The following is a 13,303-nucleotide window of genomic DNA, read 5'->3' as shown; positions in this document are numbered from 1 at the left end:
AATATCATTTATCGAAAACGACTTTCCTTACAGTCATTAACACTTCGTACCTCCTGAGAGAGTACCGCCAAAGGCTGCAAGCTGAGTCGGATCGACCTGCTGGAAATATGTAGAACCGTTAAGGGTTCCGCCTGTGTAGAAAGATGCGCCCGATGTTCCATTGCCGCCTGCCTTTAACTGACTTACAGCCTTGTCTACGATGAAAGATACTATTACCTTTCCGTCGCTTCCTACCAGTGATAATCTTGTATTTGCGGATAAATTAGCTGAAGCTGTTGCGCTTGCTGACATCTCGCTGCCACCCATGCTCATACCGCCTGACGGGCAGTTGGACACCCATGTTCCGCCCTTTACTGAGATAGTGCTGCCGCCGTCACCACAGTCAAACGGTTCGTTTCCGTTTGATATGATGTAGCCGCCGTTTATTTCAATATTACCGTTGGAATCGTAACCGTCGTGGTCGCCGTTGGTAGCGTTAACTATTGCTAAACCGCCGTTGAACTGGAGGAGATAGTTTCCTGAGTTGCCGCCGAAGCCGCCGCCTCCGAAACCGCCGCCGCCCTGTCCCCAAGGCATACCTGTGTTACCCATTCCCGAACCGTCACTGCCGCCTGCTGCATTGAAGCCGTCGTCAGTGGAGTTTACGATAACAGAACCGCTGTTCTGGTAAATTTTCTGTGCTTCGATACCCTCATAGCACTTCTCTACAGCGATAACGATATCATCGTACTTGCCGCTGTCCTTTGTGCCGATAGTGAGATCGTGGTCGGCGTGAGCTCCGTCATCAGCTGATGAAAGCTTCAATTCGCCGCCGATAAGCTGCATACTGCCGCCGCAGTGGATACAGTCATCTGAAGAGTCGATAGTGACAGTACCGCCATTGATAGTGATATCGCCTACGCTCTGCCATGTTGTGCCAGCCTCGTCATAAAGACCTACTGCCTTTATGCCCTTTGCGGAGATGTCGGTCTTGTTGGAGTTTCCGTCCATCATGCCGCCCATTCCGCCGCCACCGCCGGGTCTGCCGCCGCCGAATCCACCACCTGGATTGAAGCCGCCTGTATTCCCGCCTGTTGAGCCGCTGCCTGTATACGAGCTGCCCTCAAAGGTCTTTATAGTCAGGTCGCCGCCGTTCATGGTGAAGAACTGCTCTGCCGATATACCGTCAGCATATGATTCAATATTTATAGTACCGCCGTTGATAGTAACAATTCCGAGCTGCTTTGCTGTTGAAGAAACATCAGTAGAAGTAGCCTTGATACCGTCGCCAGCCTTTGTTTTTACTGTTACGGAGAGAGCTGAATAGTCCACCTCTGTACCGTCTGATGATGTATTGCCGATAGTGACAGTATCCTTTGCACGGATACCGTCATCAGCTGCATTTACGACCAAAGTGCCGTTATATATCTTTATATCATCCTTGCCTACGATAGCATCTGATGCGTTGCCGTTTACTGTAAGCTTGCCCTTACCCTTGAACTTTATATCGTCCTTGGAGTAGATAGCTCCCGTATCATTATCAGCATTGGTGTACTCTGTACCGTCAGAGATAGTATTCTCTGTGCCGTTCTTAGCAGCAATGATGACCTCGTCTGCGATAGATGCTACATATATAGGAGAAGTTTTAGTATTTGTAAGGCTCATGCCGCTGAGATCGAGCTCAACGACGCCGTCGGGATAGACAGTCTTGTCAACATCGACAACGATCTGTCCGCCTTTCATCTCGCCGGTTACTGTAAAAACACCAGGCTGTGAAATTGTGCAAACGTTATCCTCGACCTTTGCTTCTGTGGATGCATTCGTAGTCATTCCTGCGTCCGAAAGAGTTATTGTAAGCTCATCGGGTGAAGGAGTTGGAGTTGGAACTACATCGCTCTTGGCAATTCCTGAAGGATCAACATTATTGAACACAGTTACAAGACTGAGCTGGAACTGTGTCTGCTTGCCGTCTGTATGAGTTACGGCATTGCCTGTTGTAAGGTTCTTGAAGCCGCATGACTTAGCACCGTTGATAGTAGTATCACTGAAGAGGACATACTTGAACTTCTTCTGATACTTGACATCAACACTGTCTGTAACTATTGCATTATCCTTGCTCCATGTACCGTCATTTTCATTTTCAGGATTTGCGATACAATTGAGAAGTGCAGTAGTCTGAGTAGTGCCTGCAAGGAGCTTTTCATCTACCTGATTATCAGTAGCAGTAGCAATAACTGTACCGCCTGTGATATTAACGCCTGTTACAGCTGTAAGTCCGCGGTCACCGCCTGCGATGAGCTTACCGTCGCTGATGTCGATAGTAGTCTCAGCCTGTACAGCGTCATTGCCGGCCTTTACCTTGGTAGAACCGCCTGAGATAGCAACTGCGCCCTTGCCTGACTTGATACCGTCGCCCTCAGCTTCGATCTTGAGCTTGCCGCTCTTTACAGTAACGGACTTCTTACCCTTTACAGCGTCAGTCTTATCTGTAGAGTTCAGAGTTGTGATAGTGATATCACCGCCATTGAACTTGATATCGTTGTTACATGAAACAGCGTCCTGAGTATTTGCAGTGATCTCAAGTACGCCGTCTCCCTTTTCGCCGCCCTTGATAGTAAGGTCGTCCTTAGCTTCGATAACAGCTAATTTAGCGTTATCCCCTGAATAAGCAGTGTCTCCGTCTGTAATTGTATTGGTAGTACCGTCAACAATGTTTATAGAGGTATTCTCCGCATTTGTAACATAGACAGCAGGAGCAGTCTTACCTGTGATATTTGCATTGTTGAGGAATATCTTTACTGTTTCAGCATCTGCTGTTGTATCAGCAATATTGATGTTTATCTGTCCGTCATCGAGAGTACCGTCAACGTAGAACTCACCCGAATGTGTGATAGTAACTGTAGTACCGTCTACTGTTGCGTTATCGCCCTCGACTGTGATAGAAGTGTTCTTGAGGTGGATCTTAGTAGCTTCTGTAACAGGCGGAACGTCTGTCTTGCCGCTGCTAAGCTCGCCCTTGCCTAAGAGATACATCTGGATAGCCAGTGCGTCATTTGTGGATACACCGTCGTTTGCGCCGTTGCAGTCAGCATTTTTCCAGCCCTGTTCAGTAATGGAGTGTTCGTCCGAACCGCCTACGCCGTACTTATTAGGATTAGCAAGTGCCTGCATTATCATAACAGCATCGGAAAGATCGACCTGTCCGTCACTGTTGGCATCGCCGACCATTGTTGAAACTGCGGCATCAGCTGCAAAGCTGAAAACAGGAAGCGCGGACGCAGCAACACATACTGCTGAAAGGCCTGCAACAAGCTTCTTTAAGCCATTCTTCTTCATAAACATCATTCTCCTTTTTTAATATCGCCCATTCAAAGTCAACCAAGTTTTGACTATGATTAGATTATAATGGCTGCACCTTGAAATAATCTTAAATTTTGCTTAAACGAGCCTTAAAATTACTATTTTGGACGAATATTTTTGTTTTTTGATATCCCCACTCTACTTTTATTATACACTTTTTTACGTTTTTAAGCAATTGAGCAATCAGCACAAAAACAACATATTCGTATTGCGCATATTGCCTAATCCCCAAAACAATGCAAGAAGCAGTCCATTATTGCTGTATAAATTAAAACGACTTGCAAAAAAGCCGCATTTGCAGTATAATAGTTTTTAGTGATTAGTGATTAGTGAATAGTGAGTAGTATAATTGTGTTCGCTGCAGGCGACACCAAAACTCTCAATTCTCAACTAAATCATAATTTTGCTCCGCAAAATTATGATTTGAAGGGAGGCAGCCACTGTGAATATAGATACGAATACTCGGCAGATACTTACAGAGCTTGAAAGCTGCGGCTTTGAAGCATATATGGTCGGCGGCTGTGTCCGTGACGGCATAATGGGCAGAGAATGCCACGACATAGATATAACCACAAATGCTCTTCCAAAGCAGATATTGGAAGTTTTCAGCGATTACAGGGTGATACCTACAGGTATAAAGCACGGTACTGTTACCGTACTGTGCGGCGGCTCACCCTTTGAGATAACCACATACCGCATTGACGGTGAATACACAGACCACCGCCGCCCCGACAAGGTAGAGTTCACATCTGATATAACCGCAGACCTTGCAAGGCGAGATTTCACCGTAAATGCCATAGCAATGGACAAAAACGGCAGTATCATCGACCCTTTCGGCGGAAAAAACGATATCGAAGCAGGTGTCATCAGATGTGTGGGTGAACCCGAAAAGCGTTTCACCGAGGACGCTCTCAGGATAATGCGCGCTGTTCGCTTTTCGTCGCAGCTCGGCTTCACTATCGACGAAGCTACCGCAGCAGCCGTCCACAGCATGAAGGACGACCTTAAAAAGATATCCCGTGAACGCATACGCGAGGAGCTTGACAAGCTCATATGCGGCAAAAACTGCATTGATGTACTGCTTGGATACAGTGACATAATAACCGCAGTTATCCCCGAATTTCAGCCATGTATCGGACTCGACCAGCGTTCGCCCTACCATAAATACAATGTCTGGGAGCATATAGTCCGCGCTCTTGCTTCCGCTCCATGCGAGGATCTTCTGCTCCGCAGAGCTCTTTTCTTCCATGATATCGGAAAGCCTGTATGCATGACACTTGACGAGAACGGTCGCGGACACTTCAAAAAGCATGACAGCGTAGGTGCGGAAATGACCCGGAAGATCATGAAGGAGCTGCGCTATGACAACAGGTCAATAGCCGATGTTTCCACACTTATCGCCAACCACAGCAAAAAAATACGCTGCCGCGCAGATGTGAAGAAAATGATGTCCAATATAGGTGATGAGCTGTTCTTCAGCCTTATGGTCATGAAAAAGTGTGATAATTCGGCAAAAAACGAATTCGTACTGGAAGAGAACATCTTCTTTGACAAGCTTATCGCAATGGGACACGAAATAATCGCCAATAACGAGTGCAGAAATGTCCGCGGACTTGTTATAAAAGGCTCTGACCTTGCAGTACTGGGCTTTAAAGGCTCGGAAATAGGCTCGATGCTGCATGAGATACTTGGTCACGTCATAGACGGCGATCTTAACAACGACAAAGCCGAGATAATGGACTATGCAGAACAGAGGTGCAGTATATGACAGGAAGGATACATTCCACAGAGAGCTTCGGAACAGTAGACGGTCCGGGAATACGTTTTGTGGTATTTTTTCAGGGCTGTCCGTTGAGGTGCAAGTACTGCCACAATCCCGATACATGGGACTTTTCAGGCGGCAAAGAGACTACCGCAGAGGAGCTTATGAAGGAGTACGATTCCTATAAGGAATTCCTTAAAACAGGCGGTATCACCGCAACAGGCGGCGAACCTCTTGCACAGCCCGAATTTCTTGCAGAGCTTTTTGCACTTGCTAAAAGCAAGGGTGTCCACACCTGCCTTGACACTTCCGCAGGAGTTTACGATCCTGCACATCACGAAAAAATAGACGAAGTGCTGAAATATACCGACCTTGTGATGCTGGATATAAAGCACATCGATAACGACTGCCACAAGGAGCTTACAGGCAAAGGAAACCGCAATATACTTGCATTTGCCGAGCATATCCGTGATCTGGGCATACCCGTCTGGATACGCCACGTTGTAGTCCCCGGTATCACTGATAAATATGAGGAGCTTTTTGCGCTGGGCGAGTATCTGGCTACTCTCAGCAATCTGAAAGCACTTGATGTGCTCCCCTATCACGATATGGCAAAGCCGAAATACGCTGAACTGGGACTTGATTATCCTCTCGGCGACACACCGCCCCTCTCTAAGGAGGACGCTATAAAAGCGCGCAACACTATTATGGACGGCATACGTTCGGGACTCCGCAAACAAAAATAATATCTCACGACCTCTGACACACATCAGAGGTCTTTTTCATATAATAAATCATAATTTACATTTGTAGGGGAGCCCGCCCTCGGGCTCCCGCAATAATAATACATACCCACGCGGGAGGGCGAGGGCGCCCTCCCCTACACATTGGTTCATGTTATTTTATTGCGCAAGTTATACACGGGCGGATAATATCCGCCCCTACAATTGGCTAATGGCTAAGGGCTAAAGGCTAAAACCAGCGTGCCGTATGCTGTAAAGCGGTGGAGAGATATTATGTGCGGAATTGCAGGAGCTATCAGCTTTATTGAAGATATGCGCGAGGATATGAAGATTTACGAGAAAATGCAGCGTGCGCTTCTGCGCCGCGGTCCCGACCAGCACAGCATGACACTGACCCGTGAAGCTGCACTTATCCACACCCGTCTTGCAGTCATAGACATTGACGGCGGCAGACAGCCTATGAGCTTCGGGAAATATACGATAGTATACAACGGTGAGCTTTACAACACCGATGAACTCCGCAAAGAGCTGTCCGAAGATTTTTCATTCGATACTCATTCCGACACGGAGGTAGTCCTCAAAAGCTACATAAAATGGGGCAGCTCCTGTGTTGACAAATTCAATGGTATCTTCGCATTTGCCATATATGATGAACAGGAACACCGCGTTTTCCTTGCCCGTGACAGGATAGGCGTAAAGCCGTTTTTTTACTATGATACGGGCAAAAAGCTCATCTTTGCCTCGGAGCTCCCTGCTCTTCTTGAACACCCCGATATCCCGCATGAGATAGACGCTCAGGGCGCGGCTGAACTTCTCCTCATTGCTCCGGGAAGAACAATGGGCTGCGGTGTCATTCGCGGAGTCAAGGAGCTTACTGCAGGCTGGTGCGGCTATTACAGCGCGGAAGGACTGCGGCTGTGGGAATACTGGCGGCTTCGGGCGTATGAGCTCCACGAGAGCTTTGAGCAGACTGCCGAGCACGTTCGTGAGCTTGTCCTTGACTCTATCCACCGTCAGCTTGTTTCAGATGTGCCTGTATGCACCTTTCTTTCGGGCGGACTGGATTCAAGTCTTATATCCTCGGTGGCAGCTTCCGAGCTGAAAAAGCAGGGCAAAACGCTCTCCACATTTTCCGTAGACTACCGCGATAACGATAAATACTTCCAAAGCAGCCATTTTCAGCCTGACAGCGACCCCGAATACATCTCCTGTATGGCTGAATATCTGGGTACAGACCACCACTGGACAGTAGTGGATACTCCCGAGCTTATAGCCGCTCTCGATGAAGCCACGGAAGCACGGGGGCTCCCCGGAATGGCAGATGTGGACGCTTCCCTCCTGCTCTTCTGCCGTGAGATAAAAAAACACGGCACAGTCGCACTTTCGGGCGAGTGCGCAGACGAGATATTCGGCGGCTATCCGTGGTACAGGGATAAGGATATCCGCATGACTGACGGTTTCCCGTGGGCGCAGAGCACTGCATACCGCAAACGCTTCATCTGCAATGACTACGCCGCTAAAATAGATGCGGAGGAATACGTTTACAGCGCGTACCGTAAGACTGCCGACTACGCAATGAAGCTCCCTGAGGACAGTCCCCTGGAATACCGTATGCGCGAGATGACACAGCTGAATTTCCACTGGTTCATGCAGACTCTCCTTGACCGCAAGGACAGAATGTCCATGTACAGCGGACTTGAAGTCCGTGTACCCTTCTGCGACTACCGCATTGCCGAATACCTTTATAACGTGCCGTGGGAGTACAAGGACTATATGGGCAGAGAAAAAGGACTTCTCCGCGAAGCCATGAAGGAATGGCTGCCCGAAAAAGTCCTGTGGCGCAAGAAAAGTCCATATCCGAAAACTCATAATCCTGCGTTTCTTGAGGGAGTTACCGCGAAGCTGCGTGATATCCTTGACAACGGCGGTGAAAGGCTCACTCAGCTCGTAAAACGCGAGGAACTCGAAAAGCTGCTGCGGCATGAGGAACACGTACAATGGTACGGTCAGCTCATGAATCTGCCCCAGACTATCGCATTTTTTATTCAGCTCAATTACTGGCTGGAACGATTCGATATAAAGCTCACATAAATCATAATTTAGTAGCGTAAAAACTTGCCGAGCGTATGAACGGGATTCCAAAGGGACTGTGTTCCTTTGGCAGAGTCCAGAGACAGCGTCTCTGGTCGCTGTTCCCATTTTTTAATGAACAGCGAAATAATACGAAGGCGCATCGCAAAGGGTGAATTCAAAAACAGTCCAGTGGACTGTTTTTGAAGAGGGTGACTCCCTGCTGTGCAGGGAGATGTCCGTAGGACAGAGGGTGCCGGACACGATTAGGGTCGCCTTGCAAGAGAAGGCGTTCCATTAATGGGACGTCGAGGACGCCGTCCCCTACATTTCGGGCGGATAATATCCGCCCCTACAATAGGCTAACGGCTCAAATCAAAATTTAGCTTAATCCATTATGATTTCCATTCCCGAGATAATAAGCTTTCTCAGGTCAACGCTGTCGAATACGTCTATATCTCCGTCACCGTTTATATCAGCATATTCAAACTGCTCCTGTATCAGCAGCATCTTTCCTAACAGGTGATTTTGCAGCGTTACAAGGTCAGAGATACCAATATATCCGTCGTTGTTTAAATCTCCCACAGAATATACGGGAGCGATATTGACCGCAGGGACTCCCATAACGATATAGTTAACGCACTTGTATGTCTGTCCGTTGCTGCCGAGAGTTACCTTCTCACCTGCCTTGACCTCTTTTTTATACATCATAAATGTAACATCGTTATCCGACTTGCACAGCGTTCTCATAAGGGTATAATCGCCGAGCCACTGGGGAACATTTTCCACGCGGCTGTCGAGTCCCACATAAAGCGACATATCGCTTCCTGCCGTAAAGTACGCAGCATCGCCTGTTGTACCCTTGGCATCGCATGAAGTAAGGAGTATCTCTGCACCTTCAAGATTAGACTGGAGCTCCGAGATCTTGAACTCCCTGTCGCCGAATATGAGCGAACCTACAGCTGCATTTGAAGCTATCTTCCATGAGTCGGGATTTGCCTGTTCAGTGACTTCAACATTCTTAAAGACCTTTCCGCTCAGCGGAGGTGCGTCCTTGCCGAATACGAAGCTGTCCACATTTACAAGATAACCGCTGCCGCCTGTGAACTTTATATACAGGTCATGCTTGCCGCTGATCTTCGGTATTCCTGCTTCTATCTCCACGTAATCAGTGAAGCTTCCCGAACCTGCAAAGTCTATCTTTGCCGCAGGCTCACCGCTCATGCTGTCGAGGTAAAGCTCCATAGTACAGGTATTTCCTGCAAGCTTAGCCTTGAAGCTCTTTGCACCAGTTCCGAAGCTGATATCGCTGTACTTTGCCCAGCTGCCATTCTGAATATAGCCTATATTGCCGAAGCCTGTGCCTGCCTCGGTCTGAATTCCGTCCTGATCTGTGAAGCTCTCAGCCTCGATAGTCTCAAAAGCGGATACTGTTTTAACAGATGTGAAATTGCCGTCTGTAGGAGAAAGCTTCACAACACCCTCGGGGAACGAATTCACCGTAAGGTCATTGATGTAATACTCGATATTCATATATCCCTGACCGCAGTAATCGTCTGCATAGTCGTCGGGATCGGTCGGGTCAAGTCCGCGGGCAAGCTCCCAGCTATCGTCCATACCGTCGTTATCGGCATCGGTTATTTCCTTTTTGGTAACTGCTGACGGGTAACTGTAGGTAACTCCGCATTTTATGTTGTACTTGCTGAGATTAGCCTCAGACGAGTCATATGCCGCAGTACCGCTGCACTGTCCCGTACCGTTTTTAGTCTCCTCGGCGCACTGCCTGTCAATAGCTGTACGCTTATCAGGTGAGATACCGTTACCTGCAAAGCTAATAACGTGGTCGTATGAAGCAGCCGCACTTTCGCAAGTCATAGCTGTGGACAGGTTCTCACCGTCCGAATTTATAGGGAATGCCGTGCTGCTGTAAAGGTTATTTTTGGTTATGCCTATGCCGTCCTTGACTGTAACGCCTGCCCAGTTGTCATTAGTGACACTGTGGAACGAGCCGTCCTTGTTTATAAGGCGGTTGCCTGCACAGTATACCTTGAAATTCTCAGGCTTTGTTGTACTGTCAACGTACATATAGTGATAGCCGCCCGTTGTGGAGTTGCCTGCCTTGAGAGTATTGTTCACGTAGTTAAGATGTCCGATAGTGCCGTAAGTCGTCTGGTAGCCCCAGTCATAGATGATATTATTGGTGAAATCCGCTGTGTACTGGTCAGGCACTTTTCCGCGGAAGTTTCGGGAAACATTATGGATAATAAGGTTATGGTCAAAGGTCAGATCACCCTTGCCGAGCATTATCCCGAAACCGTGAAGCCCCTTCTTGTGTCCGCCCCATGAGTCCGCAGGACCGAGCACGGAATACTGAACGGTATAGTTTGTGTTATTGGAGTAAAGTCCCCACTGTTCATCAGTAGTCCAGCCCATTGAGCAGTGGTCGATTATGGAATTTGAGCCCTTTGCGCCGCCCCATGCGTCATTGCCCGAGCTGGTAGAAGCATAAGGCCCCGGACGTGAGCTTATATATCGGCAGATTATATTGTCTCCCGACATACCCATTTTGTAGTTTTTCAGAGTTATGCCCGAACCGCCAGGAGCAGTCTGACCTGCAATCGTAACATTGCTGGAACAGAGTATATTTCCCTGCAATTCGATAGTGCCGCTGACATCAAAAACAACTATTCTTCCCGATTTGCTTACAGCGTCGCGGAAAGAACCTTCGCCGCTGTCATTGAGGTTAGTTACGTGATATACTTCGCCGCCGCGTCCGCCTGTGGCGTATTTTCCGCCGCCTACAGCTCCGGGGAATGCAAGTATCTTCCCTGCCGCAGAAGCTGTGGTTATCCTGCCGCTCTGCTTTGGAGCATATACAGAACTGCTTCCGAAAACAGTCACTACTCCCATTAGCAGGGCAGTTAGTCTTTTCAACTCTATATTCATTTTAACACCCTCCTGATAAAAAGCTATACTTTCTATATTAACATTATACATTGTTTTCGTGAATTTAGCAATGAAATATAGTACTTTTTTACTGTGCATATTTGCTTTTTAGTGCTTTGGTATCTATTTTAACATATAATATAGTATCATCAGTAAAGAAAAGTGCATAAAAAAGAAGCTCCCCGAAGGAAGCTTCAAAACAGTTATTTAAGGTCAGATTTTTTGAATATTGCAATACCTGCGATCGTTGAAACAATGCATATACCGATATCAACAAGTATCATCCACATCAAGTTATCAGAAACAGTTGTTGGCGCATATTTAAAACAGTCAATCTGCGTACTTGGAAGACCATAATCAATAATATCTCTGACTAATTCATTTTTTACGAACATATATACAATACCAGCTATCATAGTTACAATGGTATCAAGCATAAGTGAAAGTACAAAACCGCCTGTGCTTCTTATTGAAGTACAGAGGAATACGAAAAAACTTGTGAATGCAAATAAGATAACAATTGTAAAAAGCATATTCACGAAAATTTCTTTACATGGGAATGATTCAAATCTCTGCAATGTTTTACTGAAAACGATAAGTACGAGCCAGTAAGCTAACTGATAAATAAAAGCTACAACCAATGATATTATCAGGTTTGCAAGATAAATATTAGTCCTTGAATGACCGATGATTATTTTATTTCTTATGGTATTGTTCTTGAAATCATGTATAATGAACAGACCAACTGTAACACTTATGAACATTGTCATAGTGCCTATCATACCAAATACTATTCCATCACCGACATTTACTGTCGAATCCTCAAAAATTTTTATGAATATACAGGCAGCTGCGGGGATAGCCATTATAATAGTAAGAACAACGTAAAAACGCTTTCCTTTAAAAAGTCGTCTGAAACCTTCTGCGAGTAAATTAGACATTCTGAGCACCTCCTACAAGATTCATGAAATAGCTTTCAAGACTTTCGTGATTCTCTGTCATGGAGTGAACAAAACAGTTCTTCTCATTAAGAGCGAGTACAAGAGGTGTTACCTCCACAGGTGTATAGATCTCAGCTTCATTTTCTGATGTGATATTGAATTCAGCACCCATACCGTTGAGTACATCTGCAAGAGCAGCTGTATCACTAACGTTTACACGAACATATCTGCGTGAAGCCTTTTCAAGCTCCTCAGCACTCATTTCCTTGATAACGTGGCCCTGCTCGACAAAGCCGTAATGTGTGGCAAGACGAGCAAGCTCATCGAGGATATGGCTTGAAATAAGGATAGTGATGCCCTTTTCCTGATTGAGGCGGAGAATAGTTTCACGAACTTCAATGATACCCTGTGGGTCGAGACCGTTTATAGGCTCGTCAAGGATAAGAAATTCGGGATCACCAACAAGTGAGAAAGCTATACCAAGTCTCTGTCGCATACCGAGAGAGAAGTCCTTAGCCTTTTTCTTGCCTGTATTAGCAAGACCGACCAGCTTGAGTAGCTCATCTATCTTATCGTTTGATATGCCGAGAGCCTTTGTCTGCTGGATAAGATTATCCCTTGCAGTCATATCGGGGTGAAGTGAAGGTGTTTCGACAACAGCTCCTGTCTTTATCTTGACTTCAAGAAGCTTCTTGTCACTGTTCTTTACTCCGAAAAGTGAGTATTCACCCGAAGTAGGATTGTTAAGACCCGTGATAATACGGATTAATGTAGTTTTACCTGCGCCGTTTCGTCCGACCATACCATATATTGCACCCTTTGGAACATTTAAAGTAAGATTGGTAAGTGCGTGAAATTTTCCGTACTGCTTACTGAGCTGCTGGGTCTGTAGAATGTATTCCATAATATCGACCTGCCTTTGACTATTTTATAACAATGTGATAACGTAAAAAGGCGGCCATGCTATAAGCACGACCGCCTAAAGTCGTTATTATTTATATGATCACTAAATTATTCGTTGATCTTTGTAACAACGCCTGAACCAACTGTTCTACCACCCTCACGGATAGCGAAACGGAGTCCTTCTTCGATAGCGATAGGAGTGATGAGCTCAACGTCCATAGCAACGTTATCGCCAGGCATACACATTTCCTTATCAGCTGGAAGAGTTACAACGCCAGTAACGTCAGTTGTTCTGAAGTAGAACTGAGGTCTGTAGTTGTTGAAGAAAGGAGTATGACGGCCGCCCTCTTCCTTCTTCAGTACGTAAACCTGACCGCTGAACTTTGTGTGTGGGTGAATTGAGCCTGGCTTACAAAGAACCTGTCCACGCTCAACCTGATCTCTTGTGATACCACGGAGAAGAGCACCAACGTTATCACCAGCCTCACAGAAGTCAAGAGTCTTTCTGAACATTTCAAGACCTGTAACAACTGTGTTGAGCTTCTCGTCAGAAAGACCAACGATCTCAACAGGCTCGTTTACGTTGAGCTTTCCACGCT

At 46.6% G+C, this 13,303-nt stretch carries 8 protein-coding genes; 3 read left to right on the top strand and 5 right to left on the bottom strand.

What is annotated here, in order from left to right:
* Positions 1 to 36: 36 nt before the first annotated feature.
* Positions 37 to 3,315 (bottom strand): carbohydrate-binding domain-containing protein, encoded by a 3,279-nt coding sequence (locus tag QZZ41_RS14845; RefSeq protein ID WP_295073895.1) that lies wholly within the window; start codon positions 3,313 to 3,315, stop codon positions 37 to 39.
* 466 nt (positions 3,316 to 3,781) lie between these two features.
* Between QZZ41_RS14845 and QZZ41_RS14840 the strand changes: the two genes are divergently transcribed.
* The 3 genes from QZZ41_RS14840 to asnB all read left to right on the top strand — a co-directional run bounded on the left by QZZ41_RS14840 (position 3,782) and on the right by asnB (position 7,935).
* Entirely contained in the window at positions 3,782 to 5,107 is a 1,326-nt protein-coding gene (locus tag QZZ41_RS14840) for a CCA tRNA nucleotidyltransferase (RefSeq protein ID WP_295073892.1), read from the top strand.
* On the top strand, positions 5,104 to 5,847 hold the full coding sequence (gene pflA, locus QZZ41_RS14835; RefSeq protein ID WP_295073889.1) for a pyruvate formate-lyase-activating protein: 744 nt from the start codon (positions 5,104 to 5,106) through the stop codon (positions 5,845 to 5,847). The genes QZZ41_RS14840 and pflA overlap by 4 nt, the downstream gene beginning before the upstream one ends.
* Before the next feature lie 270 nt (positions 5,848 to 6,117).
* Positions 6,118 to 7,935 carry an asparagine synthase (glutamine-hydrolyzing) gene (asnB, locus tag QZZ41_RS14830; protein ID WP_295073886.1) on the top strand — a complete coding sequence of 606 codons (1,818 nt, stop codon included), beginning with the start codon at positions 6,118 to 6,120 and terminating at the stop codon, positions 7,933 to 7,935.
* Positions 7,936 to 8,301: 366 nt separating this feature from the next.
* On the opposite strand, the gene QZZ41_RS14825 is transcribed toward asnB, so the two are convergent.
* The 4 genes from QZZ41_RS14825 to QZZ41_RS14810 form a co-directional block, all read right to left on the bottom strand.
* Positions 8,302 to 10,860, bottom strand: a complete 2,559-nt coding sequence (locus QZZ41_RS14825) for a carbohydrate-binding protein (protein ID WP_295073883.1) — start codon at positions 10,858 to 10,860, stop codon at positions 8,302 to 8,304.
* 203 nt (positions 10,861 to 11,063) lie between these two features.
* Positions 11,064 to 11,801 (bottom strand): hypothetical protein, encoded by a 738-nt coding sequence (locus tag QZZ41_RS14820; protein ID WP_295073880.1) that lies wholly within the window; start codon positions 11,799 to 11,801, stop codon positions 11,064 to 11,066.
* Positions 11,794 to 12,705, bottom strand: coding sequence for an ATP-binding cassette domain-containing protein (locus QZZ41_RS14815; RefSeq protein ID WP_295073877.1), 912 nt, complete (start codon positions 12,703 to 12,705; stop codon positions 11,794 to 11,796). Before QZZ41_RS14815 ends, QZZ41_RS14820 begins: the two co-directional genes overlap by 8 nt.
* A 107-nt stretch (positions 12,706 to 12,812) precedes the next feature.
* Positions 12,813 to 13,303 (bottom strand): EF-Tu/IF-2/RF-3 family GTPase (locus QZZ41_RS14810; RefSeq protein WP_295073874.1); only part of this gene is annotated, 491 nt, incomplete at its 5' end.

It is taken from the genome of Ruminococcus sp. (assembly GCF_016283395.1).
Note: the sequence above shows the minus strand (reverse complement) of the source record. Positions and strands in the feature narration are given on the sequence as shown.